Origin of the sequence: Aminobacterium sp., from assembly GCF_034926885.1 — a bacterium.
GTDB lineage: Bacteria > Synergistota > Synergistia > Synergistales > Aminobacteriaceae > Aminobacterium.
Genome location: NZ_JAYFQR010000020.1, coordinates 43,408 through 68,189 on the forward strand (window position 1 = coordinate 43,408; position 24,782 = coordinate 68,189).

The window sequence follows — 24,782 nt, forward strand, 5'->3', positions numbered from 1 at the left end:
ATGAATTGCGTTGCTGTCATTCCAGCGAGGGGTGGTAGTAAGGGAGTACACAGAAAAAATATGAGGATGCTTAATGGTCGGCCACTTGTGGGGTGGACCATTGATGCAGTTTTAAAATCGAAATATATTACTCACTGCGTATTATCTACAGATGACGATGAAATAGCGGAATATGGGCGTTCTTGGGGAATAGATATAGTGATGAGGCCATCGTACCTTGCTGAGGACACTACTCCAACAGCACCTGTAGTTTCACATGTTATAGAGTCTCTGGGGACAGACTATCAGGGAAATTATGAAATAGTTCTACTTCAGCCTACATCCCCTTTACGAACGTTTCGCCAGATTGATGAATGTATCAGTGAAACGAGAGCGCGTAGAATGGAGTGTGCTGTCAGTCTTACAGAAACCGACCATACACCATATAAAACTTTGGTAGAAGAAAAGGGAAAATTACTTCCATTAATGGGGCAGGAATATTTTGAAATGCCCCGGCAAAAACTTCCCAAAACATGGAGGATTAACGGCGCTATATACTATGTTAATGTAGCGTTGTTTTTAAAAACATGTAAATTTGTTAATTTCCCTTTTTACCCTTATATTATGGGAGAGACTTCAAGTATAGATATTGATAACGAATTTGATCTCGCATATGCTGAATTTTTATTTTCGCAGCTGGGAAAAACAGATGATTAACTTTCATTATCTGATAAAATATGCACAAGAAGGTATAGAATCCGTATTTCCCACCTAGACGTATAATAGTTTCGACGCTACAATGCCCAGGAGTGAGTAACTTTTTCTGCTTTGGAGGAGGTCTTTTGATGATAGGTACAAGAAAAGGGGTCTTTATTGCATCTCTTGCTATTTTGGTTGTTTTAATGGTTTCTGGTATAGCGATGGCCGAAGAGAAGATTGGTGTCATTGACTCTCAAAAAATCGTTTTTCAGCATCCTAAATTTGAAAGCGTAACCCAGCAACTGAAAGTAATCAGCCAAACAAAAGAGAATGAAATGAAAACCGCTGTAGAAAAAGAAGCAGATCAGAACAAAAAAATGGAAATCTATCAAACAAAACGCAGAGAGCTTGCTATGGAAGAGCAGCGTTTGATGGAGCCTCTCTTTAAAGAAGCTCAGATGGCCGTTCGTACTGTAGCCAAAGTGAAAGGGATTACTGTCGTAATAGAGAAAAGCGCCGTCTATTTTGGCGGTATCGATATTACAGACGATGTAGTTCAAGAGCTGAAGAAAGCGGCTGCGTCGAAATAGTTTCCGTTGGAAGAATAGTGAAAGTATAGGGTTGTGTCTTGATGGCACAACCCTATTTTTGTAGGGAGGAGTCATATGAATAAAAAAATACTCGTGACAGATATTGACGGGACTCTTTCTTCTGGAGAGATTGTTCATCCAGAAGTAGTTTCTGCATGTGCGCGTCTTAGAGACAACAACTGGCAGATTATGGTTGCCACGGGGCGTATTCTTGCGACAGCTATAGAACATATAAAAGCTATTGGAGCGTGGGCTCCCGCTATTGTCTATGATGGAGCACGCCTCATGGATCCCATGACGGGGCGTTCTTTATGGGAGGCAGGTCTTCCTCCTGAAATTGTAAATAAAGTTCTTGAAGCTGGATGGAATTTTCCTTTAGAATTACAAATTTTTACTGATGAGGCGGCAATATGCCGAAAAAATGATAGAGAGACACGACTTTTTTTAACTCGGGCAGATGTTCCCGTATTTGATAATTTGCAGGAACCTCGAGTAAAAGATCGAGTCTTTCGAATTATATTTTATGGCAATGAACATGAGATATTACGTCTTGAAGAATTTATTGAAGAGACATTAGGAGATTTCGTTGATGTAATGCGTTCTGGAGATGACTTTTTAGACGTTGTTCCTGTAGGAGTTTCTAAAGGAGCAGCTCTTTCTCACTATATAGAGCAGTTAGGTATAGAACCTGAGATCATAGTCGCGGCGGGGGATCATTGCAACGATCTTGCACTTTTTGATGAAGCTCATCTTCGAATAGCACCGTCTGATGCTGTTCCAGAGATTTTAGAACGCGCCCACGTAATAATGCCGCCTGTTCGTGAAAAAGGCTTTGTCTATCTTGTAAATTATCTTATTTCAGGTTCATGGGTTGATAATAAGGGGCTTAAACGTGTAGTATTATAAAAATAGAACAACAATTAACATTTTATTCGTTATCCACAAGGAGGATATATCATGACTGAAATTAAAAAATGGGAACTAGTACAAATGGAGTTTCCTGAGGATTGTAATATCATTATCGGACAGAGTCATTTTATAAAAACAGTTGAAGATCTTTACGAGGCACTTATTACTTCTTCTCCTTCCCTAGAGTTTGGAATAGCTTTCTGCGAAGCTTCTGGCGACTGTCTTATTCGTTATGATGGAAATGCTGATGATCTGAAAAATCTTGCTATCAAAAATGTTCAGAAGTTGAGTGCTGGTCATACTTTTGTTATCTTGCTGAGAAATGGCTATCCGATAAATGTTTTAGATCGCATTAAAAATTGCCAGGAGGTTTGTAGAGTCTTTGCGGCAACTGCAAATCCAATTCAAACTATCGTATGTGAGTCAGAACAAGGCCGAGGAATTGCTGGTGTTATTGATGGCTTTATGCCTGTTGGCGTGGAAGGAAATGACCATATACAAGCGCGCAAAAAATTGCTTCGTGACATTATCGGATATAAACGATAGCGTGTAATTGGTCTCTTTATTATGTTTTATAAACGTTTTTTATCTATATTATGCATAGTAGCCTCCTTTTTCTTGGGGTTGCTATATGGAAATGCTCAATGTAACGCTGAAATGCATCACGAAGTGAAAAAAGGATTAGAGGAAGGATGGATTTGGACTATTGCTGTGCTGCCTCCTGAAGAAGGCTGGCAAAGTGAAGAGGGACAATCCATCTCTTTAGCCTTGTCTGTTCTTGAACAAGAGATTAATGAAAGTGCAGCAGGAATAGCCGGATACGACGTATTTTTCGAATTAGAAGATATTCCTTCTGAAGAGGAGCTTGAGGTTCGCCAAAAGGCTTGGCAGAAAAATAACGTTGCTGTTCTAAGTTTTGTCAGAGGTTCATTAAATAACAATCTTGTTTCTCTTTTAGGGGAAAAGGGGCCTGTTCTTCTCTCTGCATATGGCGAAAATCTTTCTCTTCGTAATGAGAAAGGAAGCATTCTTCCTTATGTCTTTGCTTTGGATTTACCTGAAACATATCGGGCGGAAGCGTTAGCAGCTTATGGCTCTCATATATTCAAAACAGATAATGGGGTAGCTCAGATAACAGACCGTCTTGATGATGGTCTGTCAGCTCGATCAGACCGATTTTCCACATTAGCGGCAAAACATGGATGGCCTGTTTATAATTTTTGGAAGAGCGGTGCTGGAGACAACAGTTTTAAGACTATCTATCAAGAGGGCATTCAATCTGGTGCCAATTGTTTTATTCTTTGGCTTGATTCCCTTGCGATGACCAATATTTATCAAAGTCAACGCGAAGATGGATTGTCTCTTTCTCTATGGTATGGAGGAGAGCCTAATCCAGCCCTCCGTAATTGTGAGGGGATAATTGCAGTAAGTCAGGAATATTCTCTGGAATCGGATCTGTCTTTAGCTGCTTTTGAAAGAAAGATATGGACGATAACTCGTAAAAATGTTCCAGATAGGGCTCTAGCCGGTAGAGCTTGGAGTGCCGCTTCGTGGCTTCTTCAAGGGCTGCACAGGGCTAAAACTCCGGACCCAGATATTGTAGCTGCATTAATGCCAGCGATAGAAGGTGTGTCTTTAGGCAAAAAAGTTTTGAAATTCAGCGACCAGACGCATCGACCTGAAGAACGAGAGGTCAGCATTCTCCAGGTTAAAAAAGGCAGATTTGAACCTATCGCTACAGTGAATGTTCGTGGCGGAGAAGAATAAGCAGGTAGGAGGTCGTGAAGATGAAGCTTCGCGAAGTAGTGGAACATATTAAAGGCGATATTTTGTATGGCGAAGAACTACTTGATTCCACAGAAATCGAATATGCCTACGGTGCTGATTTAATGAGTGACGTTCTTGCCTTTGCCAGGCCGGGTTCTCTATTGCTTACGGGACTTACCAATGTCCAAATTATACGTACTGCTCAAATGCTAGATATTCCTGCTGTCGTTTTCGTGCGGGGGAAGCGCCCTCAGGAAGCGGCAATTAAACTTGCATCTCAATTAGGAATGCCGGTGATCCTGAGCCATAGCAGTATGTTTGAAACGTGTGGCATTCTTTATAGAGAAGGAGTGTTGCCCTGTAATATCCCTGCGAGAGAGGTGTAGGTTGTGAGCGAACCTTATGTAGAAGAATACACTGTAGCTGGCCGCGATTTTAGTGCTATAGGCGAAGCCTCCACTCAGTTCAAAGCTACTATGAAAATGTTGGGAATTCCGTCTGACATTACTCGCCGTGCGTCAATTGTGGCCTATGAGTCGGAAATGAATTTAGTCCTTCATGCAGGTGGAGGAACTATACGTCTTATCGTTTATACAGATAAACTTGAAGTATGGGCTATTGATAGGGGCCCGGGAATTGCAGATATTGAACTGGCAATGCAAGAAGGATACTCAACAGCTACCGATGAAATTCGAGAGCTTGGATTTGGAGCGGGTATGGGGCTACCTAATATAAAACGTCATTCTGATGATATGCACCTTGATTCTGAAGTTGGGAAAGGAACAGTATTAAGCGCCACTATTTTTTTTAAGAAAGAGTAGGGGGGAAAGCTTATGGCTGGGGGTGTCAGAGTTCAGGAAGTACGATGTCGAGGTTGTGCAAATTGCATAAAGTCATGCCCTACTGAAGCAATGCGTGTTTTAACTGGATGCGTTCACATTATTCCTGATCTTTGTATTGATTGTGGGGAGTGTATCAGAAAGTGTAAAGAGAAGGCAATAATTCTCAATGAGGATGAATGGGAACTATTACGATCTCAAGAAAAAGTGGTTCTCATTGCTGACCCTTGTTTTTACGTTCAAATTGGTTCATACGGTTCACCTTTTCTCATGAAAGAAGCTTTACATGCTACACAAATGGAAGATATTCTTGATTGTGAAGCATTGGCTTTTGACGTGGCTGCATATGCCATTGCGCGCCATATAGAGGCAGAAAAATCTGAGCGTCTTCCCTTTATTTCAACATATTGCCCTGCTGTTATTCGCCTTATTCAAATAAATTTTCCAGAACTTATAAGCAGACTTATTCCTATAGAATCACCGCTTGAGTCTAGTGTCGTTCTTTGGCGTGAGGTTACAGGAAGAAAAGATGATCTTACCCTTATTTCTCCATGCCCTGCCAAGACAACTCTTGTACGAAATCCTGTGGGACGTGAGCTCAGCTCCATTGCATATACTGTTTCGGTTCGACGAGTCGTACATGATATTTTGGCCGGAAGTCCAAAAATATCTGGAGAGGGAACCCACAAAATGAATGATCGATGGCTCAAATGGTCGATTACTGGTGGTGAGTCTCGTCATATTTCTTCTTTTAGCCGTCGTCCTTTACGAACTGTTGCTGTTTCAGGCATGAGAAACACGATTGATCTCTTAGCAGAGCTAGAGTTGGGACGTTTGGGTGGTGTGGATTACGTTGAGTGTCGTGCCTGTGACTTAGGATGTATTGGTGGGGTAGGAACTCACGAATCTCGTTTTCTCTCTCGTTTGCGTATTGATGCTATGAAAGTAGATTGGAGCGTAACTGACGATGAGAAAGAAAACATAGAAAAGTGGTATAAAAAGGGTATTTGGAAGCTTGATCAGACTATTCAGCCTAAGCAACGTTTACCTCTTTCAAACGATTTAGGAGAAGCAATGGCAAAGCTTAAAGAAATGAATGCCATTTACGCGGATTTGCCTCATATTGATTGTGGTTCGTGCGGACGTCCGTCGTGTCGGGCCATGGCTGAAGATATAGTGCGTGGAAAAGGTGAAATGACAGATTGCATCTTTAAGCTTCGAGAGCGTATTCATGATTTAAGTAAGGAAATTTCACAACTTTCGGGGAAAGTGCCTCATGCCTTTGGCTCATAAGGAGGGGAAAATTTGAATATTCAATCTATCATTGATGAATTTGAACTTGAAGTTGTATCCCAAGGAGAAACTGATGCTGAAATTAAGGGAGCGCTTACTGGGGATTTGTTGAGTTTTATAATGGCTGCTGCAAAAGAAGGATGGGTATGGATTACTATACAGACTCATCTCAATATTGCGGCAGTTGCTGTTTTAAAGGATGTTCCCTTCATTATAATCGGAGGAGGACGTCGACCAGCAGGGGATTTAATAGAGAGATGTGAAGAGGAAAAATTGACACTAGCCTGTTCTCCTTTACCCGTATTCGAAATTTGTGGGCGGCTTTATGAAATGGGACTGCGTACTCGATAAAGAAGAAAGCAGTCTGACCCCCTATTGTGCTGATATCCATATCCACACGGTGCTCTCTCCCTGCGGAGAGCTTGAGATGGGAGCACCAGACATTGTCTTAAAAGCACGTCAGGAAGGTCTTAATATTATAGCTATTACAGATCATAACTCGGCATTAAATTTCCCAGCTGTGTTTAAAGCGGCTGCTGGTAATCCTGTTGTCATCCCAGGCATTGAAGTTCAAACGGCTGAAGATATTCATGTTGTTACTCTTTTTAAAGATTACAATACGATTTCTGATTTTCAATTATGGTTGTGGCAACGAATGCCTGGAGTACAGAATCGTCCAGAGGTCTTTGGAGACCAATTGGTTATCTCTGATAAGAACGATATTCTTTGTGAAGAGGAGATTCTTCTTATTCAAGGTGTTGGCTATTCTGTTGATGAAGTGGCAATTGAAGCTAAAAGAAGAGGAGGTCTTGTTATTCTAGCCCATATAGACCGCCCTTCCTTTTCCTATCCTGCAGTATTGGGGCCAATCCCTTCAAACTTCCCTGCCGATGCTCTTGAAGTCTCATGGAGGTGTTTCCCCGAAGAAGTAGAGGCCCTTCAGGTAAGATATCCAGAATGGACGTTTATACGTTCTTCCGATTCTCATTGGCTGAAAAGCCTCTGTATTGAAAATAGCTCCACCTTTCTTCTCGCGGAGCCTTCTTTCGATGAGTTGGCGAAAGCTATTCGGAAGGAAGATGGGCGCAAAGTGCTCGCACCTTGGCCGAATTAATGTGCCTTAGCGTGTCTTCTCTCAAGTTCCGCTATAATCTCGTGCAAAGATACGTTTGCTGAAAGTAGCCCCACCATGAGATGATAAAGAAGATCTGCCGCTTCATATATCACTTCATTTTTATCTCCGGCGGCAATGGCAAGTGCCGTTTCCACACCTTCCTCACCAATCTTTTGAGCCGTTCTCTTTACTCCAGACGCTATTAAGCGAGCAGTGTAGCTTTCTTCTGGATTATCGAGTTGTCGTTTTTTTAGATATTTCCATAATTGGCCAGGGAAGATAGCCTTTCCTGCCTGTTCGTTAGTGAGCATGTTAAAAAAGCATGATCTTGCTCCTGTATGACATGCAGGTCCTGTAGGTTCTACAAAAGCTAAAAGGGTGTCTCCGTCGCAGTCTAGGCGAAGTTCCTTCAGCTTTAGTCTATTCCCGCTGGTTGCTCCCTTGTGCCAAAGTTCCTGACGCGAGCGGCTCCAGAAGACCATTTCGTTGATCTCTTCAGTTTTTTCAAGAGACTGGCGATTAGCATAGGCGAGCATTAAAATTTCTCCACTTTCCCAATCTTGAACAATAACGGGAATGAGCCCCTTTTCATCGAAGTGTATTTGTTCGTAATCAATCATTTTATGCCTCCACAAGTCGAATAGGGATATTCTGATCCTTAAGCCATCTCTTTAAATAAGGAATAGGTACCGTTCCAAAATGGAAGATAGAAGCGGCTAAAGCACCATCACAACCTGCTTGGAACGCATGAAGTATATCTTCCTTACTACCAGCACCCCCAGATGCAATAATAGGCACTGGAACCATATTGACAATTTTTGAGAGAAGGGGGATATCATATCCTTTTTGGGTTCCATCACGATTCATTGACGTCAATAAAATTTCACCGCAGCCTAGCTCAACCCCTTCCTGTATCCATTGGAAGGCATCTTTCCCTGTCGACGTTTTCCCTCCCTCAATATAAACTTCCCAGTGACCGGGAATTTCTTCTTTAACGTCTACGGCAAGAACAACGGCTTGACGCCCTAAAAGGGTAGCGCATTCACGAATCAAACCAGGTTTTTTTACAGCTGCCGTGTTGAGTGAAATTTTATCAGCGCCGAGAGCTATTATTTCTCGTGCCTGTTCGGCAGACGAAATACCGCCGCCGACAGTAAAGGGAATAAAAATATGGTCAGCTACATCTTTAACCCAGCTTTTCATTGTACTTCGCCGCTCTGAGGAAGCTGATATATCAAGAAAAACGAGTTCATCTGCTTGTTCATTCATATATCGTTTACCCATTTCTGCTGGATTGCCGGCATCAATGAGATTTTTGAATTGGATGCCTTTGACTACTCGTCCATTTTTAACGTCAAGGCATGGAATGATTCGTTTCGTTAACATAACGAGACCCTCCTTAATGCCTCTTTCAAGTCGAAATCCTTTTCATACAAGACTCTTCCAAGAACGGCCCCGGCGATGTTTATCGATTGAAGAGCTTCCAAATCTTTTAGGGATGATATCCCGCCTGCTGCTATGATAGATATGTCAGGGAATTCTTTTAAAAGCTGTGAATAGAGCATCATATCGGGACCAACGCCAGTGCCATCTCTTTGAACAGCCGTGACAAGCAGTGTGGTATAGCCTGCCGATTTCAAAAAGGAAATATACTCAGATGGAGGCAAAAATGACGTTGAGGTCCATCCACGAGTTGCAACCTTTCCTTCTTTTATGTCCACTGCTGGAATAATTCCATTTCCCCACGTGGAGAAAAGTTGGCTGGCCATTTTTTCATTTTCAACAAGAAGGCTCCCTACGTAAAGACGAGTTGCACCTGCTTTGAAAGTTTCTTCTATATCATAAAGAGATCGAAGACCGCCTCCATACTGAACCATGAGGCCAAGGTGGTGTAGAGATTGTAATATGTATGTATGGGCGGGATGTCCAACCTGCGCCCCTTCGAGATCTATAATGTGTACCCACGTGCACCCTGCTTCGGCGAATTTATGAGCTGCTTCTAACGGTGTAATGTCATATTCTGTCTTAATGTTAAAGTCTCCCTGTTTCAGGCGAACAACTTTCCCTTGATAGAGGTCTATGGCAGGATAAAGTATCATAATGAAACACCTCTCAACATTTTTATAGTTTTTCCCAGTATGGAAAGTCCAGCATTACCACTTCGTTCCGGATGGAATTGGAAAGCAGCCACCCTTTTGCGGAGGCAAATAGCAGTAACAGATCTCTCTTCGATTCGTGTTATAGCTACAGTGTCTTCTGTTTGGGGAAGGCCGTAACTATGGACGAAATAATAAAAGTTAGTTTTTTCTGAAGAGGGTGTTACCCCTTTTATAGGTTTTATCCATTCCAGAGAATTCCACCCCATGTGGGGGCATTTACGCGTTTGCAGGTGACAAACATGACCTTCTAAAAGACCTAGTCCTTCATGATATCCATCTTCTTCACTGCTTTCGCAAAGAAGGTGCAAACCGAGGCATATACCTAAAATAGGCTTATTCTCTTTTGCCCATTGTTGAAGAAATATGTCCCAGCCTTGTTGCCGTAACGCTATCATGGCAGGAGCAAAGGCTCCTACGCCAGGAAGGATTAAAAAATCAATATCTTTTTTTACCAACTCTGGGCTTCGAAGTACGGTGCATGATTCCTCAAGGGCGAGAAGGGCCCTCTTTACATTACCTACGTTTCCTGCTCCATAATCGATGATTCCGATCATATAAGCATCCCCTTTGTTGACTGCACTTCATTTTCTATGGAAGTTGCTTGTTTCATAGCACGTCCTATCCCTTTAAATAGAGCTTCTGCTGCGTGGTGGCTGTTATCTACGGCGAGAAGACGTCCATGAATAGTTATGCGACTTTCTCTACAGAAAGCTCTCCAGAATTCTGGAACCAATTCAAGATCGAAGGTTCCGCATGATGGCGATGGGAATGTTCCATCCCACACAAATTGTCCACGACCGCTTATATCGACTGCAACAAGGGCAAGAGAGCCATCCATAGGCATAGCACACCAGCCATAACGCGCAAAGGGCTTGTTTTCGAGTTCCTTTAAAAAAGCTTTTCCAAGAAGTATTCCTATGTCTTCTGTAAGGTGATGAGCATCTACATCAGTATCCCCAGTAGCTTTTATTGTTGCTGATATGCCACTGTGAAAGAAGAAGAGGTCAAGCATATGCCGAAGAAAACCACATGGAATATCGAGAAAACGTTCTTTCCCCGGGATGGAAAGTCTGAGTGTAATCGATGTTTCGGAACTTTCCCTTTGAAGTTCAGTTGGCATTGCCTACCACACCTTTCAAATTTTCTATTTTTTTGAGAAGCGCTGCTATTTGTGGCCATTTTAAAGAGGCGCTTTGCTTGCTGGCGACTAGCCTCAGAGAGACATCTCTGACTTCTTGAAGAATAACAAGCTTATTGGCCTGTAAAGTATTTCCCGTCTGTACGATATCTAGAATGCAGTCTGCCATACCCAATGCTGGAGCAAGTTCTATTGATCCATGAAGATGAATAATCTCTACCTGAACTCCCAGTGAGGAAAAGTGATCGTCTGCAATTCTAGGGTATTTTGTTGCTACTTTTGTCCACATCAATTCAGAGGGGTGTCCTGCAAAAGCAGGAACCATACGTTCTGGCCCGGCAACCACAATGCGACATTTTCCACGTCCTGTATCCGCGAGTTCTACAAGATCTATGGCGCTTTCTTGAAGAACGTCGCTTCCTATGAGAGCTAAATCAGCGACTCCATGGCTGACATAAAGTGGTACGTCTGAAGGTTTGGCCAGAATATAGCGATAGTTATTTTCTTGTACAACAAGTTTTCGACCGGCATTACGTAATTCTTTTGTTGGAAGCCCTATATTTTCGAACAGATCGATGGCTTCTTTCATTACACGACCTGTTGGAAGTGCAAGAGTTAACATGTATATTCCTCCCTCATCCATTGAGAAAGCGGCATGACTTTCCCGCATTCAATTTGCGTAACGGTTTCACGTCCTAAATCTATCCACCATTCGCAGTTTCGAGATGAGGCAGATTCGTACGATTGGTTTCTGTTCTTGTTCCAACTCATTTCTCCGTTTAATCCGATAGAAAGAATGGTCCCAGCACGTTTAAGCGCTTGCTCTGGGGGCAGAGTAGAACACCACATCATAACGCGATGGGACCCAGAAGGAGGAAGTGCAAGAGTCGCGGCTTCCTCGAGATCTATAGCAAAACCTATAGCTTGACCATCTAATCCATAACTATTGAGAAGGCCGTCATATCGCCCTCCGCCGCCAATTTCCTGTCCAGATGTGCCAGAGGCATAAATACGAAATACAGGGCCGCTGTAGTAACTTAGCTCTCGTGCCAAACTCAAATCTACGAAAATGCGTTTTTCATATCCCAAGTCAGAAAGGGCTTTCACAATATTTCTTAATGGCATGAGATATTGAGAAGATCCCAAAAGAGCAGAGGCTTGCTCAAGTACATTTTTTGTCCCCTTCAGGTCAGGGAGGTGCTCTAAAATATTCCGACTGTACTCTGGAATATCAGACGTTGAGAGCACATTTCTATATTCGGAAAGATTCCCCTCGAGCAAAGATCGAGACAAACGTTCAGCTATAGCTGTCCCTACGTGGGCCAGGGCGTAATTCAGAAAAGTTACATCGCCTATGACTAAAATACTTTTATCAAGGCCTATTTCGTCTAACCAGCGTAAAAGAAGCCATAGGATTTCAATGTCAGCACCTTCTCCCTCCCAGCCTAGAAGTTCTGCACCTATCTGAAAGTTTTCAATGCGATTTTCGTGTTTTTCAGCACGTTTGAATATCCTATCTGCATAACAGAGTCTCAATGGCTGCTGTTCTGGAGCGTAATGAGAAGCAAGGAAAGCTACAGCTGCCAGCGTTATATCTGCTCTCAAACAGGAAGGCTCTCCGTATGGTGTGGTAAGTGCAATAAGCCGTTGTCTATACCCTTCAGGAAGGTGAGGCCAGGCAGATTCAAGAAGTTGTAGCGCGGAAGGCCAAAAAGGTCGGTATCCAAAGGAAGAAAAAAGTTCCATGAAATTGGTACGACATTTATCCATAGAGGCAGCCAGAGGGCCACCTACGTTTGTACATCCTCGTGGTAAGCGATTTATATTCATAATTTATTCCTCCGTAAAGCCATGGAAAGACTGTGTGCTTTGAGCCCTTCCGTTTCAGCTAGAGTGATTCCGTCTTCAGAAAGGGAACTGGCTCCTATACTATTAAGAGTGAGGGACGTAAGGGGACGTAGAAAAGTTCCTGTCCAGAGTCCTCCACTAAACCGTGCTCGCCCCTGAGTGGGAAGAGTGTGGTTTGTTCCTCCTATATAGTCACCGAATGGAACGGGTGACATATTCCCTACAAAAGCGGCTCCATAGGCTGTGCATAGATTCAAAATATTTTCTCCGCTTCGAAGGCAAAGTTGAAGATGTTCTGGCGCTCGTCTGTTGCTTTCCTGTATAGCTTCGTCAAGAGAGCAGATAGCTAGTGTTCCGTTATTTTTCCAGGCTTGCTTGATTGTTTCAGCAGTGTCAAGAGTTTTAAAGAGAGCTTCTAATTCCCAAAGCGTCTTCAGAGCTGTTTCTTCATCTGTACAGAGAAGAGTGCTTGCAGCCATAGGGTCATGTTCTGACTGAGCGGCAATATCGGCTGCCAACCACAAAGGATTAGCAGTTTCATCAGCTATAATGAGCACTTCACTAGGTCCGGCAAGCCCATCGATACCAACTTCGCCTGAGAGTAGCCGTTTTGCTTCTGTTACGTAGGCATTCCCTGGTCCGACAATCATGTCAACTTTCTTTACAGGGCCTGCTCCAAGGGCCATGGCCGCTATTCCGTGTGCACCCCCAAGGGCCCATACTTCAGAAACGCCAAGAAGAGAAGCCGTTGCGGCAATGATAGGAGAGATACTTCCTTCTTTTGTTGGAGGAGAGAGAAGAACAATTTCTGAAACTCCCGCTTCTTGAGCAGGAACGACTCCCATTACTGCTGTGCTTGGCAATGGGTATCGTCCAGCAGGTACATAAACTGCCGCTCGTTCAACAGGAATAAAACGAAGTGCAGCTGTAACGCCGTTTTCTATAGGACATGCAAAAGGCTGAAAGAGTTTCTTCTGATAGCTGTGAAATGTTCTAACATTTCGTATGGATCGTTCAAGAGCTTTTCGAGTTGAAGATGTAAGTCTTTTTTCTGCTTCATAGAGCTCTTCATTGGAAATTTGAAAAGAGCCGCTAAACTTATCAAGTGAAAGAGCATATTTTTTTACTGCTTCCCAACCTTCCTGACGAATGTCTTTAATAATTTGGGAAACCGTATTCTGAACTTCCACCGAGCTTTCTTTGTAGAAAGAACTTGCTTCTTTTATAAATTTCATACCCCTCATCCTTTATCATGGTAAATTATTAGAGCGATAGTAAATTTAGATGGCATGATATCATGATATTTTGAAAGTGTAAAGTCTCGACATGGAAATAAAATAGGGATACAATTTAGTCACTTTATGAAAGGAATATGAGATATGGCTAAAAAAGAGATGGTTCGTTATGTTTGTTCTAATTGTGGAAATGTTAGCCTGACTTGGAATGGCCGTTGTTCTGCGTGTAATATGTGGGGAACGTACGAAAAAGAAGAAATAGATGATTTAGGGCAAAAAAAAGAAAATTCTGATGTGGTAGCAGTTAATATTATAGACGTAAATCCACCCCAACGTTTAACTTCTGGCATAACAGAGCTGGATCGGGTGCTGGGTGGAGGTTGGGTTACTGGCGGAGTTGTCCTTTTGGGAGGGCAACCTGGCATTGGAAAATCTACGTTGCTTTTGCAGGTATGTGGGGCGATGTCGTCAAAAGGAAAACGTATCCTTTATATATCAGGAGAAGAATCGGCATCTCAGGTTGCGCTGCGTGCAAAGCGCCTCAATGCTTTGAAAAATAATATTGATCTCTTTTGTGATACCGATCTTGATGCCGCATTGCACCACGTAGATGGGCATGACTTTGTAGTTCTTGATAGTGTTCAGGCAATGAAGTCTTCAGACGAGGATGGCTGGCCGGGAACACCTTCACAGGTGCGTGCTGTTGCCCAAAGATGTATAGACAGCGCTAAAAAAACAGGTATTCCCTTTGTCTTAGTGGGGCACATTACTAAAGAAGGTCGTATTGCCGGTCCCATGCTTTTAGAGCATATGGTCGATGCAGTGTTACTTTTTTCGGGGGAAGATGTGTCAGCATACAGAATGATTCGCGGAACGAAGAATCGTTATGGCAATACCGATGAATTAGGCATATTCGAGATGACTGAAAAGGGGCTCATTGCTGTTGATGATCCGAGCGGACTCTATTGGAATAAAGCAGATGCTTCTGTTCCTGGAGTTGCCGTTACAGTAATTACAGAAGGTTCTGTTTCTCTAATGGCTGAAATACAGGGCCTTGCTAACGTTACAACCTTTCCATACCCCAAACGGACGTCCAGAGGCATTGATGTCAATAAGGTACATCTTCTTTCTGCTGTTCTAGAAAAAAGAGGAAAAGTTGCATGTGCCATGTTTGATATTTATATGAATGTTACGGGTGGATTGGTTATAAAAGACCCAGGTGCTGATTTGGCCATTGCTATTGCTCTTGCTTCTTCTGTTCGGGATTTTTCTTTGCCTTCTGACTGTTGCTTTCTAGGTGAGGTCGGTCTTGCTGGGGAAATCCGTCCGGTTGGTCGTGTTGGGGCGAGACTTCGAGAGGCAGGGCGGTTAGGTTTCAAAAAAGCTGTTATTAGTGCTCAGCAGAAGGGTGAATTCCCAAAGGAGGTAGAAATTTGCCGAGTAAGCAGTTTACATGAAGCTCTTCGGGAGGTGATGCCATGAATATAAGAAAAGCTGTGATGGCGCTGTTCTTGATCGGTCTGTTGACTTTTTGTCCTTGGCAACAGGCCACAGCGGCATCAAATGTTATCGTTTCCCCTCTGGAAGGAAGCGTCGGAATCACTATGGAAGAGTACATGGGGCGCATTATAGAGGAAGCTTCACAAGAAAAAGCAGAACTTGTTGTTTTTACCTTAGATACGCCTGGTGGTCTTGTTTCGTCTATGCGAGCCATGACGTCATCTTTGCTTGATGCTCCTGTTCCTGTTGTTATTTGGGTCGCGCCAGAGGGGGCAAGAGCGGCGTCGGCGGGAGCGTTTATACTCCAAGCAGCACATGTTGCGGTGATGGCGCCTGGAACAAATGTAGGTGCGGCTCACCCCGTTGTTGCGTCTGGAAAAGATGTTCCAGACGAAGAAATGAAACGTAAAATTACCAACGATTTAGCGGCCCACATGCGCTCTTTAGCTCAAGTACGGGGGCGAAATGCTGTTATTGTTGAAAAGATGGTGACAGAAAGCCTTTCTCTTACTGCTCAAGAAGCTCTTAAAGAGAACGTGATAGATTTATTAGCGACTAATATTGGTGAAATAACCGAACAGTTAGATGGCAAAAAAGTTATGATTCAGGGGAAGGAGAAAACCCTTTCTCTCAAGGCATATAGAGTTGTTAATGTCGAAATGGAGCCTCGGGAAAAGATGCTTCAGTTTTTATCTGATCCCAATGTTGCGTATCTTTTGCTCACAGCAGGGATATTTGCTATAGTTCTTGAAGTTTTGTCCCCAGGAGGCTTCGTTCTTGGAACATCAGGGGCTGTAATGGTTCTTATGGGAGCTTATGGACTTAGAATGTTACCTTTCAATTGGGCTGGTCTCATCCTTTTATTGGCAGGCATTGTTGTCATAATTGTCGATTTGCTTATTGGAGGATTGGGAATACTAAGCTTCTTTGGCATGGCTGCTCTCATTACAGGAGGGTTGATTCTTTTCCGTGCCCCGGGGGGTGAGCTCTTGAACGTCTCGAAAAGTGTTATTATCGGTATGACCGTTGCTTTTTCTCTCTTTTTCATTATTGCTGTTATTTTTATATGGAAATCTATGAAAAAACAAGTCCATTCTGGACAGGAGGGCTTAGTAGGTTATAAGGCACAAGTACTAGAATCTCTCCAGCCAGAAGGGCTTGTCAAGTGCCACGGCGAATTATGGAAAGCACAATCTGTAACGGGAGAGACATTGCTGCCAGGTACGTCTGTACGAGTTGTTCGTGTGGAAGGGCTGGTTCTTGTCGTAGAAAAGGAGAACGGAGAAGTAGGGGTTGAAGAAGGAGGGAGGAGTTAGTTATGTTTGATGGTCTTCTGTATTTCTTATTTAACTTGGGAAGTTCCTTTGGATTTTTACTGATTCTGATTTTGATCCTGATGTCAGCGATCAAAATTGTTCCTGAATATCAGCGCGTTGTTGTCTTTCGTCTTGGGCGTCTCGCGGGAGCTAAAGGGCCGGGGCTTGTCATCGTTATTCCCGTTATTGATCGTATTATCCGGGTGGATTTACGAATAGTAACCCTCGATGTTCCTGTTCAGGAAGTTATTACTCGAGATAATGTTCCCATTAAAGTGAACGCTGTGGTTTATTTCAGAGTTATGGATCCGACGCATTCTATTGTTGAAGTTGAAAATTATATGTTGGCTACAAGTCAGCTTTCGCAAACGACTTTACGTTCAGTTATAGGAGCGGCAGAATTAGATGAAGTCCTTTCTTCCAGAGAAAAGATCAATAGTGAGCTTCAAAAAATTATTGACGAAAGAACAGATTCATGGGGTATAAAAGTAAGTGCCGTTGAAGTTAAAGAACTTGAATTGCCCGAGGGTATGAAGCGAGCAATGGCCAAACAGGCAGAAGCTGAGAGAGAGCGGCGAGCTAAAATCATAAACGCAGAAGGAGAACTTCAGGCTGCTCAGACTCTGAGCGAAGCTGCAAAGCAAATGGAAGTTTCACCAATTACTCTTCAGCTTCGATATTTGCAGACATTAAAAGAGATAGCAAGTGAAAAGAATTCTACGACCTTTTTCCCTCTACCAATGGATCTTATTAAACCGTTTATAAGACGTTTTGAGAAAGGGGAAAACCGTTAGAATACTTTGCACATTTAAGATATGAGGGATATAATTCCTTGATATGATTTTAGAGGTATTTGGTGCGAGGAGGCAGATGCATGGCTTACGATTTTCATTCTATTGAACAAAAATGGCAGAAAGTGTGGGAGGAAGAAAGCACTTTCAAAGTAAAGGCAGATTCTTCGAAAAAGAAGTTTTACTGCCTTGAGATGTTCCCGTACCCCAGTGGGGCTCTTCATATGGGGCATCTCCGAAACTATTCCATTGGCGATATGATGGCACGGTTCCTATGGATGAATGGCTATAACGTTCTTCATCCGATGGGGTTTGACGCCTTTGGCCTCCCTGCAGAAAATGCGGCTCTGAAATATGGAGTTCAGCCAAGTGAGTGGACCCATAAGAATATAGAGCATATGACAGATCAGTTGAAGAGAATGGGGTGCAGTTATGATTGGGATAGACGGGTTGCAACGTGTGACCCTGATTATTATCGCTGGACCCAATGGATCTTCTTGCAGTTTTTTAAAAAAGGATTAGCCTATCGTAAGAAGGCACCTGTAAACTGGTGTGAGAGTTGCAATACGGTTCTGGCAAACGAGCAGGTAAATAGTGAGGGCCGATGCTGGCGGTGTAATTCCCCTGTAGTGAAAAAGAAACTTGAACAGTGGTTCTTCCGTATTACAGATTATGCTCAAGAGCTTCTTGATGATCTAGAGCAGCTTCCTGGATGGCCAGAGCGAGTACGTATAATGCAGAAAAACTGGATAGGACGTTCTGAAGGAGCTCGCTTAACTTTTAACGCAAAAGAACTTGGAGAAGAAATTGAAACCTTTACAACTCGTTTCGATACTATTTTTGGCGTTACTTTCTTAGCACTGGCGCCTGAGCATCCTCTCGTAGACGTTATTTTGGAAAAAGCTTCAAATAAAGAGGAATTAGATACTTTTGTAAAAGAATGTATCAGCCAGAGTGAAATAGACCGTACGGCAGTTGGTGGTGCAAAGAACGGTATTTTTACAGGATTCTACGCAACGAATCCGGTAAATGGCCGTGATGTGCCTATATGGATAGCAAACTATATCCTTATGGATTACGGTACAGGTGCAATCATGGGCGTTCCTGCCCACGATGAGCGGGACTTTGAGTTTGCGAGAAAATATGACATCCCTGTTGATGTTGTTATTCAGCCTTCAGAAGGCGAGAAACTTGATGGCAAAACAATGAAGGTTGCTTTTGTCGATAACGGTGTTTCTTGTAACTCAGGGCAGTTTGATGGCCTTTCAACAGAAGAAGCCATTGTAAAAATGCTTGATTGGGGAGAAGAAAAGGGATTTTGCAAACGAGAAATTAATTATCGTCTTCGTGACTGGCTTATTTCTCGTCAACGCTATTGGGGGGCTCCTATCCCCGTCGTCTATTGTGATCATTGCGGAATCGTTCCAGTTCCTGAAAAAGATCTTCCCGTTATCTTGCCGACTGATCTTGCCGTTAAAAAAGGAGGACAGTCGCCACTCGTTGATGATGAGGAATGGATTAATACAACATGTCCTATTTGTGGGGGACACGCTCGACGTGAAGTTGACACTATGGATACCTTCATTTGTTCTTCGTGGTATCAGTTCCGTTATACAGATTCCCATAACGAAGAGAAGGCTTTCGAGCCAGAATTGGCGAATTACTGGATGCCAGTTGATCAATACATTGGTGGCATTGAACATGCCTGTATGCATCTTATCTATTCTCGTTTCTTTACAAAAGTTCTTTCGGATCTTGGACTGTGTAAAGCAAGAGAACCTTTTGCCAACCTTTTAACACAAGGTATGGTTATAAAAGATGGAGCTAAGATGTCTAAATCGTTGGGTAATGTGGTGGATCCTGACGAAATAATACAGAAATATGGTGCCGATACTGCGAGGCTCTTCATTCTTTTTGCTGCACCTCCTGGAAATGATTTGGAGTGGTCAGAACAAGGAGTTGAAGGTGTTCATCGTTTCTTGAACAGAGTCTGGCGTTATGTTGAAGAGAATATTGAATCCCTTAAAGGGGCCCCTACTGAACGTGTAGCTATGGATAGTCTGACTCAGCAAGATCGACGTGATTTTAAACGAAAAATTCATACGACAATTGTTGATGTAACGAGGGATATCCACGAAGAAAAGCAGTTCAACACGGCAGTTGCCCGTTTGATGGAGCTTTTAAATACTACTTATTCCTGCTCTCCAGAGGATGAGAAGGATTGGGCTCTTCTTCGCGAAAGTGTGGAGACGATGCTTATTTGCCTCAATCCTTTCTGTCCCCACATGACTGAAGAGCTTTGGCAGATGCTGGGGAATAAAACACAGCTAGCATGGAGTTCCTGGCCTGTTGCTGACGAGAGTGCTCTTGTTCTTGATTCAGTGACTATAGTTGTTCAGGTTAATGGAAAAGTCCGCCATAAAATAGACTTGCCGGCTGGGCTTCCAAAAGATGAATTAAAAGAGAAAGCTTTAAGTGAGGCTGCTGTTCAAAAGTGGATTGAAGGAAAAGAGATTGTTAAAGTTATAGTTGTTCCAGATAGACTTGTTAATGTGGTGGTGAAGGGCTAGTGCCCCGAATTGTGATTATAAGCGCCTCTGAGGTCTCTCAGAGGCGCCTTCTTTCAGATACGCTACGAAAATACGAACACTTAGGATATGTGCTTTCAGGACGAAAAGAAGGTAGTTCTTGGCAGGAAGTTTTAGCTTTAGGCCAGAACCGTGGTCTTTTCGATGATAAACAAATGCTTCTTGTGGAAAATGCTGAAGATCTGGGAGTATTGCCAGAAAATATGCTTTCTTTAATCGACACAGAGGAAGAAAATTTTCTTGTAATGCTTGTTTATGATGGGTCTCCTTCCAAATATATTCCTAAAGAAATTCTTCGACATCTTGATATTTATAAAGCTGAAGAAATTCCCTTTTGGACTTCTGCTCGATTGCGTTGGCTGCTTGATTTTTGTCGAGATAAAAAAATTGATATAGATAGAGAAGCTGCGGCATTACTCGTCGATTGGATTGAAGATGGGGAAGAATTGAGAAGCGAAGTGGAAAAAATAGCTGTTTTTTCCAGAAATAAAAGAATAACTACTGATGTAGTGAAAGCTCTTTCCTTTGACGAAGGACGTAATTCTATGTTACGTTTTCTTGATGGCCTTTGTCAGGCAGACAGAAAGGAAATTATTACTCTCCTTCCTCATTTGCAGCAAGATGTCCCTTTTTTGCAATTAGTTACAGCTGTATATAATCGCTTAAAACCAGTTTTATACAAGTATTTTTTCCCGACGCTTTCAGAAAGAGAAATTTTAACGATGTTAAAAGTAAGAAGTTATGCCGGGAAAATGGCAGCAGAGGCAATTAAACATTATGATCGTCATCATCTTTGCTCTTTTATTATAGAGTTGGCAGGACTTTCTTATGGAGAGAAGACAGGAATGGGAACAGGCTGGGTTGGGTTTGAGGCAATGATCTTCCGACTTTTAGATAGCGATAAAAGACAATAAAAAAAGCTGAGTTTCGGATTTCTATCCTGGCTCAGCTAAAAATTCTTGATTTTTTATGGGTGGAAGCCTCTATTCTTCGCTGCTTTCAACAACAGCTCCCGTTAGGGTTTTCACCTTATTTGTCAGAAGCGACTTACGGCGGGCTCCAGTATTGCGATGCATAACACCCTTGACAATGGCTTTATCAATAACACTCTGAGCAACCTGAAGTCGTTTTTCAGCCAGCTCAGTATCCTGACTGTTGACAGCTTCGAGAACTCTCTTAACAGCCGTTTTGCAGCGGCTTGTCCAGTAACGGTTGTAGAGACGATTCTTTTCGCTGGTTCTCATTCTTCTTTCAGCAGACTTCTTATTAGGCATTTCCTTCACCTCCTCCCCATAAAACGCACCACATTTTAACATGCTCTTTGATATATTAGCAATAGAGTTATGCTTTTGCCATAGAGAAGAGGTTGTCAAATGAATGTAAACGAACATCCAATGAATCGAATATTTGCTCCAAATGGAATTCTGGAAAAAACTTTTGATACGTATGAATATAGAGAGCCTCAACTTCTTTTAGCACAAAAGGTGTGGGATTCCTTAGAGAGAGAAGAACGAACTGTTTTTGTAGCGGAAGCTCCTACCGGGGTAGGAAAAACCTTTGCTCTTCTAGCTCCTGCCATGAAATGGGCCCTCGCACAAGATAAAAAAATTCTTTTTCTTACAGCAGGAATTACTCTTCAAGAACAATTGATACGGAAAGACTTACCACGTCTCAATGATATTCTGGGGTATAACGCATCTTTTGGATTACTTAAGGGAAGAAGCAATTATGTTTGTTTGAGAAGAGCTGTGGAGCTTGAGCAAGATGGCTTTTTGTCTTTTGGTGATGGTGGCGCAGCTTCAATGTACCTTTCAGATTGGTTGAAAACGACGCAGACGGGAGATCTTTCAGAATTGAAGCTTCCTGCCGATTTCCCAATCTTTCCTCGAGTCGCAGCTCAGATCCATGGTTGTTTGGGACATCGATGCCCGTACAGAGAGAGGTGCTTTATTCAAAAGGCGTTAAAGAAGGCTCAAGACTGGGATATTATTGTTTCAAATTATCATATGTACTTTGCTTATGTAATGAATGGTAAAAAAACTTTCCCTGTTCCCTTTGACGTTATGATTTGTGATGAAGCTCATCGAATGGTAGATGCTGCACGGTCTATAGCCTCAGTCAGGGTGTCATGGGAGGATCTTACACGCCTTCTCAGAAGTAAGGGGGCAGCTAATGCTGAATCTTTTTTATTATCGAGAGACGAAGAAGCAGGAACATTGAGAGATGAACTATCAGGAGCACAAAAAGAGGGGAGTATACTTTTTGAGTTTCTACAAACTTCAACTCCAGACGGTACTCTGATTAAAAAGAGAAATGAAGAGTTGTTTCGTCAAGGAATGCTTGTCTCTTCTCATATAGAAAAGGCTTTAAAACTTTTAGAAGAGACTGAAGAGCTTAAAGAGGAAACACCCTATGGAATTGAGGAAAGCCGTTTGGCTTTAGCCCTTGCTTGGATAGAGGAACTTCGTCTTTATTCCCTTTCTCTTCAGTGGTGTTTGTCGGTAGAATATTTTCCAGAATGGGCATATTGGCGTGATGGAAACACCTTGGTAAGTGAGCCGACATTATGTTCCGATAGCGTATCTGAGAGTCTTTTTTCGCAAGAGCCCGAAAAGGTTTTTGCTGTTTCTGCTACAATGACAGTAGGAAAATCCTTTGATTTTTGGGTGAGAGAAACAGGAATTCTACCTACTGAAACCTGCATTTTGGAATCTCCTTTTGATCTTGCTCGTCAGATGAATATTCTTGTTATTGATCTTGGCCTTAAGGTTATAGAAGAGGGTTACGATGATAGGGTTTGTAAGGTCGTGGAGAAACTTTGTGATGAAAATGGGGGCAGATCTCTTATCCTGTTAAGTTCAATGCGCCTTGTTCGGAAGGTAGGCCATTGGCTAAAACAGAAAAAGCATGATTATGAGGTGTACGTTCAGAATGATTTGCCCCGTACAGAACTTCTTGAACGGTTTCGATCTGATATATCAAGCGTTCTTGTTGGAAGCGTTTCATTCCGTGAAGGTGTAGATATTCCTGGAGAAGGGCTTACTCAGGTTATTATTGATCGTATACCATTCCCACATCCTAAAGACCCTATTATTCAAGCAAGAAATGAATTAGAGGGAAGAAAAGCTTTTATAAAAGTGACATTGCCACAAGCGAGAATGTATTTACGTCAAGCGGTTGGACGCCTTATCAGAACGAGCAGTGATCGTGGTCGGGCCATAATTCTCGATGGAAGAATTATAGACAGGCAGGATTGGAAAATTCATCGGGACTTACCTCCTGTTTCTATTCAACGTTTGACAGTCAAGATCAATTCTGTTGCTCATGAGAAAACGGTGTGATATAGTATCAAGGCTGATCGGTTTCCGGTCTCTAACTATGAATATGTTACTTTGTTTCTGGGAGGTGTAGTCGTGGATAAAGGTACTTTTCAGCCCCATAATAGACCGCGAAAGAGAAAAATGGGATATCTCTCCCGTTCCAGTTCTCCTAGTGGATTGAGAATTCTTCGCAACCGGAGACGCAAGGGTCGTAAGCGTTTGACTGTATAGCCTTGAAGCTTAGTTATTCGCGCTCTGTGCGGCTCAAGAAGGGTTGGGAATATGATCATGTTTTCCGCACCGGCAGTCGCTTCAAAGGCGAGCTGGTGCGGTTGCTGTTTGTAAACGCTCCTGACGGAAAAACAAGAATAGGTCTTGCTGTGGGAAAACGTCAGGGCCCTGCTTCAGTCCGCAATAGAGGTCGCCGTGTTTTGAAAGAAAGCATTCGCCGTCTGCTACCGTGGATAAAAGGATCATGGTGGTGTGTCTTTTCTCTCCGTACGTCTGGACTGGAGGCAAATGCGCATGAAGTGTATGATGATATGGTGAAAATATTAGGTCATGTAGGTTTGCTGGATGAGTCATGGCCAGATAACCCTTGGAAGTAGTAGAAGAATAGAAGTGACGAGTTGATGAAAATATCAGCACAGATTGCAGTGTGTGCTATTAAGTTTTATCAGAAATGGATTTCTCCAATGTTGGGGAAGAATTGCCGTTTTTATCCCACATGTTCTCAATATACCCTTGAAGCTATAGAAGAATATGGGGCATTAACGGGGATTCGACTTGGAGTAATTCGTATTTTGAAATGTGGGCCGTGGCATCCTGGAGGATACGATCCGGTTCCAAAAAAGTATAATTCTGATTGAGGATGGTGAATAGTGTGGGAACTCTCTGGAAAGCAGCAGGGGATTTTATGCTTCTTATCCTTGAAACTCTTCATAATTTAACGGGATCATGGGGTATTGCAATTATATTATTGACTTTGGCGGTCAGGATACTATTGCATCCTCTAACACACAAACAAATGGTGAGTATGCAGAAAATGCAAAAACTCCAGCCCCGAATGAAGATGTTGCAAGAGAAGTATAAAGATGATAAAGAATCATTGAATAGAGAAATAATGAATTTGTATAAAGAGAATAAAGTAAACCCTGCCGCAGGATGTTTACCTCTTCTTGTACAGTTACCTATCCTTATTCTTTTGTTTAGACTGCTAATGAATTATAATTTTGGCAGCATTCCTTTTCTTGGATTTATTAGTCTCGAGGGGTCAGTGCTTTCTACGTTGGCCCAAGCCGTTGCCCTTCCGGAAACGGCGAAGATTGGCGTAATGTCTGTCTTGTCTGGAGTTCTTGCCAATCCTTCCGGGTTAGTTCATTTTACAGTTTACGGTGGTAACTTTTTACTTCTCATTGTTGTCGGTTTCCTTACATGGGCACAGCAGCAGATGAGTTCTTCGGGGAACCCTCAAATGGCAATGATGAGTTGGTTTATGCCCCTTTTCCTTACGTTTATATGTCTTAGCTTGCCCGGCGGAGTTTTGTTATATTGGGGAGTTTCGTCTTTCCTAGGTGTAGCTCAGCAGTGGTGGATTACGAAAAAAACCAGCGAGGAAATGCAAGAAAAGCCAGTGTTGCACAAAACTAAACCTACAGGGAAAGAATAGAAAATTCAAGGGCATCCCAGACAGGCAG

29 protein-coding genes are annotated in these 24,782 nt (G+C 42.6%); 20 read left to right on the forward strand and 9 right to left on the reverse strand.

Annotated elements, in window-relative coordinates; genetic code table 11:
* The 10 genes from VB083_RS09195 to VB083_RS09240 all read left to right on the forward strand — a co-directional run bounded on the left by VB083_RS09195 (window position 1) and on the right by VB083_RS09240 (window position 7,190).
* The gene (locus VB083_RS09195; protein ID WP_323401995.1) at window positions 1-696 is read left to right on the forward strand and encodes an acylneuraminate cytidylyltransferase family protein; all 696 of its coding nucleotides are present in this window, start codon (window positions 1-3) and stop codon (window positions 694-696) included.
* Between the two features lie 128 nt (window positions 697-824).
* A complete protein-coding gene (locus VB083_RS09200) occupies window positions 825-1,268 on the forward strand; it encodes an OmpH family outer membrane protein (protein WP_213691989.1) in 444 nt (147 codons plus the stop codon).
* Window positions 1,269-1,343: 75 nt separating this feature from the next.
* The gene (locus tag VB083_RS09205; protein ID WP_213691990.1) at window positions 1,344-2,174 is read left to right on the forward strand and encodes an HAD-IIB family hydrolase; all 831 of its coding nucleotides are present in this window, start codon (window positions 1,344-1,346) and stop codon (window positions 2,172-2,174) included.
* Between the two features lie 51 nt (window positions 2,175-2,225).
* Window positions 2,226-2,723, forward strand: coding sequence for an adenosine-specific kinase (locus tag VB083_RS09210; RefSeq protein WP_213691991.1), 498 nt, complete (start codon window positions 2,226-2,228; stop codon window positions 2,721-2,723).
* Window positions 2,724-2,744: 21 nt separating this feature from the next.
* Window positions 2,745-3,944 carry an ABC transporter substrate-binding protein gene (locus VB083_RS09215; RefSeq protein WP_323401996.1) on the forward strand — a complete coding sequence of 400 codons (1,200 nt, stop codon included), beginning with the start codon at window positions 2,745-2,747 and terminating at the stop codon, window positions 3,942-3,944.
* Between the two features lie 20 nt (window positions 3,945-3,964).
* Window positions 3,965-4,330 (forward strand): DRTGG domain-containing protein, encoded by a 366-nt coding sequence (locus VB083_RS09220; RefSeq protein WP_213691993.1) that lies wholly within the window; start codon window positions 3,965-3,967, stop codon window positions 4,328-4,330.
* A gap of 3 nt (window positions 4,331-4,333) precedes the next feature.
* Entirely contained in the window at window positions 4,334-4,765 is a 432-nt protein-coding gene (locus VB083_RS09225; protein WP_213691994.1) for an ATP-binding protein, read from the forward strand.
* A 12-nt stretch (window positions 4,766-4,777) separates the two neighbouring features.
* Window positions 4,778-6,076, forward strand: coding sequence for a [Fe-Fe] hydrogenase large subunit C-terminal domain-containing protein (locus tag VB083_RS09230; protein ID WP_213691995.1), 1,299 nt, complete (start codon window positions 4,778-4,780; stop codon window positions 6,074-6,076).
* A gap of 12 nt (window positions 6,077-6,088) precedes the next feature.
* A complete protein-coding gene (locus VB083_RS09235; RefSeq protein WP_213691996.1) occupies window positions 6,089-6,427 on the forward strand; it encodes a serine kinase in 339 nt (112 codons plus the stop codon).
* Window positions 6,402-7,190: a PHP domain-containing protein gene (locus VB083_RS09240; protein ID WP_323401997.1), complete on the forward strand. Its 789-nt coding sequence runs from the start codon at window positions 6,402-6,404 to the stop codon at window positions 7,188-7,190. Before VB083_RS09235 ends, VB083_RS09240 begins: the two co-directional genes overlap by 26 nt.
* On the opposite strand, the gene hisIE is transcribed toward VB083_RS09240, so the two are convergent.
* Genes hisIE through hisD form a run of 8 tightly spaced genes read right to left on the reverse strand, consistent with a single transcriptional unit; the run spans window position 7,187 to window position 13,570 of the window.
* A complete protein-coding gene (gene hisIE / locus VB083_RS09245; RefSeq protein WP_213695959.1) occupies window positions 7,187-7,810 on the reverse strand; it encodes a bifunctional phosphoribosyl-AMP cyclohydrolase/phosphoribosyl-ATP diphosphatase HisIE in 624 nt (207 codons plus the stop codon). The two genes, VB083_RS09240 and hisIE, sit on opposite strands and share 4 nt — an antisense overlap.
* Before the next feature lies 1 nt (window position 7,811).
* Entirely contained in the window at window positions 7,812-8,576 is a 765-nt protein-coding gene (gene hisF / locus VB083_RS09250; protein WP_213695960.1) for an imidazole glycerol phosphate synthase subunit HisF, read from the reverse strand.
* Window positions 8,570-9,289, reverse strand: a complete 720-nt coding sequence (locus tag VB083_RS09255) for a HisA/HisF-related TIM barrel protein (protein ID WP_213692000.1) — start codon at window positions 9,287-9,289, stop codon at window positions 8,570-8,572. The genes hisF and VB083_RS09255 overlap by 7 nt, the downstream gene beginning before the upstream one ends.
* Window positions 9,286-9,903, reverse strand: a complete 618-nt coding sequence (hisH, locus tag VB083_RS09260) for an imidazole glycerol phosphate synthase subunit HisH (protein ID WP_213692001.1) — start codon at window positions 9,901-9,903, stop codon at window positions 9,286-9,288. Before hisH ends, VB083_RS09255 begins: the two co-directional genes overlap by 4 nt.
* A complete protein-coding gene (locus VB083_RS09265) occupies window positions 9,900-10,469 on the reverse strand; it encodes an imidazoleglycerol-phosphate dehydratase (RefSeq protein WP_213695961.1) in 570 nt (189 codons plus the stop codon). Before VB083_RS09265 ends, hisH begins: the two co-directional genes overlap by 4 nt.
* Complete coding sequence (gene hisG, locus VB083_RS09270) at window positions 10,459-11,109, reverse strand: ATP phosphoribosyltransferase (protein WP_213692003.1); 651 nt, start codon at window positions 11,107-11,109, stop codon at window positions 10,459-10,461. The genes VB083_RS09265 and hisG overlap by 11 nt, the downstream gene beginning before the upstream one ends.
* Window positions 11,103-12,317: an ATP phosphoribosyltransferase regulatory subunit gene (locus tag VB083_RS09275; protein ID WP_213692004.1), complete on the reverse strand. Its 1,215-nt coding sequence runs from the start codon at window positions 12,315-12,317 to the stop codon at window positions 11,103-11,105. Before VB083_RS09275 ends, hisG begins: the two co-directional genes overlap by 7 nt.
* Window positions 12,314-13,570 carry a histidinol dehydrogenase gene (hisD, locus tag VB083_RS09280; protein WP_307879479.1) on the reverse strand — a complete coding sequence of 419 codons (1,257 nt, stop codon included), beginning with the start codon at window positions 13,568-13,570 and terminating at the stop codon, window positions 12,314-12,316. Before hisD ends, VB083_RS09275 begins: the two co-directional genes overlap by 4 nt.
* Before the next feature lie 144 nt (window positions 13,571-13,714).
* On the opposite strand from hisD, the gene radA reads away from it, so the two are divergent.
* The 5 genes from radA (at window position 13,715) to holA (ending at window position 20,679) form a co-directional block, all read left to right on the forward strand.
* Window positions 13,715-15,052: a DNA repair protein RadA gene (radA, locus tag VB083_RS09285; protein WP_307879478.1), complete on the forward strand. Its 1,338-nt coding sequence runs from the start codon at window positions 13,715-13,717 to the stop codon at window positions 15,050-15,052.
* Window positions 15,049-16,386, forward strand: coding sequence for an NfeD family protein (locus tag VB083_RS09290; protein WP_307879477.1), 1,338 nt, complete (start codon window positions 15,049-15,051; stop codon window positions 16,384-16,386). Before radA ends, VB083_RS09290 begins: the two co-directional genes overlap by 4 nt.
* A gap of 2 nt (window positions 16,387-16,388) precedes the next feature.
* Window positions 16,389-17,180, forward strand: coding sequence for a slipin family protein (locus tag VB083_RS09295; RefSeq protein ID WP_213701786.1), 792 nt, complete (start codon window positions 16,389-16,391; stop codon window positions 17,178-17,180).
* 80 nt (window positions 17,181-17,260) lie between these two features.
* Complete coding sequence (leuS, locus tag VB083_RS09300; RefSeq protein ID WP_307879476.1) at window positions 17,261-19,747, forward strand: leucine--tRNA ligase; 2,487 nt, start codon at window positions 17,261-17,263, stop codon at window positions 19,745-19,747.
* Window positions 19,747-20,679, forward strand: coding sequence for a DNA polymerase III subunit delta (gene holA / locus VB083_RS09305; protein ID WP_213689996.1), 933 nt, complete (start codon window positions 19,747-19,749; stop codon window positions 20,677-20,679). Before leuS ends, holA begins: the two co-directional genes overlap by 1 nt.
* A gap of 69 nt (window positions 20,680-20,748) precedes the next feature.
* Here holA and rpsT read toward each other — a convergent pair whose 3' ends face one another.
* Window positions 20,749-21,039 (reverse strand): 30S ribosomal protein S20, encoded by a 291-nt coding sequence (gene rpsT / locus VB083_RS09310; RefSeq protein WP_213689995.1) that lies wholly within the window; start codon window positions 21,037-21,039, stop codon window positions 20,749-20,751.
* A 99-nt stretch (window positions 21,040-21,138) separates the two neighbouring features.
* Between rpsT and VB083_RS09315 the strand changes: the two genes are divergently transcribed.
* From VB083_RS09315 to VB083_RS09335, 5 genes are all read left to right on the forward strand, one after another.
* A complete protein-coding gene (locus tag VB083_RS09315; protein ID WP_213689994.1) occupies window positions 21,139-23,106 on the forward strand; it encodes an ATP-dependent DNA helicase in 1,968 nt (655 codons plus the stop codon).
* 72 nt (window positions 23,107-23,178) lie between these two features.
* Complete coding sequence (gene rpmH / locus VB083_RS09320; RefSeq protein WP_213689993.1) at window positions 23,179-23,316, forward strand: 50S ribosomal protein L34; 138 nt, start codon at window positions 23,179-23,181, stop codon at window positions 23,314-23,316.
* 26 nt (window positions 23,317-23,342) lie between these two features.
* Window positions 23,343-23,693 carry a ribonuclease P protein component gene (locus VB083_RS09325; RefSeq protein ID WP_213689992.1) on the forward strand — a complete coding sequence of 117 codons (351 nt, stop codon included), beginning with the start codon at window positions 23,343-23,345 and terminating at the stop codon, window positions 23,691-23,693.
* A gap of 24 nt (window positions 23,694-23,717) precedes the next feature.
* Entirely contained in the window at window positions 23,718-23,954 is a 237-nt protein-coding gene (yidD, locus tag VB083_RS09330) for a membrane protein insertion efficiency factor YidD (RefSeq protein ID WP_213689991.1), read from the forward strand.
* 14 nt (window positions 23,955-23,968) lie between these two features.
* Window positions 23,969-24,754, forward strand: a complete 786-nt coding sequence (locus tag VB083_RS09335) for a YidC/Oxa1 family membrane protein insertase (protein ID WP_213689990.1) — start codon at window positions 23,969-23,971, stop codon at window positions 24,752-24,754.
* Window positions 24,755-24,782: the final 28 nt, after the last annotated feature.

What these genes read in the sequence shown, in the direction of transcription:
- VB083_RS09195 (WP_323401995.1), top strand. Translation starts at nt 1, where the DNA reads ATGAATTGCGTTGCTGTCATTCCAGCGAGGGGTGGTAGTAAGGGAGTA.
- VB083_RS09200 (WP_213691989.1), top strand. Translation starts at nt 825, where the DNA reads ATGATAGGTACAAGAAAAGGGGTCTTTATTGCATCTCTTGCTATTTTG.
- VB083_RS09205 (WP_213691990.1), top strand. Translation starts at nt 1,344, where the DNA reads ATGAATAAAAAAATACTCGTGACAGATATTGACGGGACTCTTTCTTCT.
- VB083_RS09210 (WP_213691991.1), top strand. Translation starts at nt 2,226, where the DNA reads ATGACTGAAATTAAAAAATGGGAACTAGTACAAATGGAGTTTCCTGAG.
- VB083_RS09215 (WP_323401996.1), top strand. Translation starts at nt 2,745, where the DNA reads ATGTTTTATAAACGTTTTTTATCTATATTATGCATAGTAGCCTCCTTT.
- VB083_RS09220 (WP_213691993.1), top strand. Translation starts at nt 3,965, where the DNA reads ATGAAGCTTCGCGAAGTAGTGGAACATATTAAAGGCGATATTTTGTAT.
- VB083_RS09230 (WP_213691995.1), top strand. Translation starts at nt 4,778, where the DNA reads ATGGCTGGGGGTGTCAGAGTTCAGGAAGTACGATGTCGAGGTTGTGCA.
- VB083_RS09240 (WP_323401997.1), top strand. Translation starts at nt 6,402, where the DNA reads ATGAAATGGGACTGCGTACTCGATAAAGAAGAAAGCAGTCTGACCCCC.
- hisIE (WP_213695959.1), bottom strand. Translation starts at nt 7,810, where the DNA reads ATGATTGATTACGAACAAATACACTTCGATGAAAAGGGGCTCATTCCC.
- hisF (WP_213695960.1), bottom strand. Translation starts at nt 8,576, where the DNA reads ATGTTAACGAAACGAATCATTCCATGCCTTGACGTTAAAAATGGACGA.
- VB083_RS09255 (WP_213692000.1), bottom strand. Translation starts at nt 9,289, where the DNA reads ATGATACTTTATCCTGCCATAGACCTCTATCAAGGGAAAGTTGTTCGC.
- hisH (WP_213692001.1), bottom strand. Translation starts at nt 9,903, where the DNA reads ATGATCGGAATCATCGATTATGGAGCAGGAAACGTAGGTAATGTAAAG.
- VB083_RS09265 (WP_213695961.1), bottom strand. Translation starts at nt 10,469, where the DNA reads ATGCCAACTGAACTTCAAAGGGAAAGTTCCGAAACATCGATTACACTC.
- hisG (WP_213692003.1), bottom strand. Translation starts at nt 11,109, where the DNA reads ATGTTAACTCTTGCACTTCCAACAGGTCGTGTAATGAAAGAAGCCATC.
- VB083_RS09275 (WP_213692004.1), bottom strand. Translation starts at nt 12,317, where the DNA reads ATGAATATAAATCGCTTACCACGAGGATGTACAAACGTAGGTGGCCCT.
- hisD (WP_307879479.1), bottom strand. Translation starts at nt 13,570, where the DNA reads ATGAAATTTATAAAAGAAGCAAGTTCTTTCTACAAAGAAAGCTCGGTG.
- radA (WP_307879478.1), top strand. Translation starts at nt 13,715, where the DNA reads ATGGCTAAAAAAGAGATGGTTCGTTATGTTTGTTCTAATTGTGGAAAT.
- VB083_RS09290 (WP_307879477.1), top strand. Translation starts at nt 15,049, where the DNA reads ATGAATATAAGAAAAGCTGTGATGGCGCTGTTCTTGATCGGTCTGTTG.
- VB083_RS09295 (WP_213701786.1), top strand. Translation starts at nt 16,389, where the DNA reads ATGTTTGATGGTCTTCTGTATTTCTTATTTAACTTGGGAAGTTCCTTT.
- leuS (WP_307879476.1), top strand. Translation starts at nt 17,261, where the DNA reads ATGGCTTACGATTTTCATTCTATTGAACAAAAATGGCAGAAAGTGTGG.
- rpsT (WP_213689995.1), bottom strand. Translation starts at nt 21,039, where the DNA reads ATGCCTAATAAGAAGTCTGCTGAAAGAAGAATGAGAACCAGCGAAAAG.
- VB083_RS09315 (WP_213689994.1), top strand. Translation starts at nt 21,139, where the DNA reads ATGAATGTAAACGAACATCCAATGAATCGAATATTTGCTCCAAATGGA.
- yidD (WP_213689991.1), top strand. Translation starts at nt 23,718, where the DNA reads ATGAAAATATCAGCACAGATTGCAGTGTGTGCTATTAAGTTTTATCAG.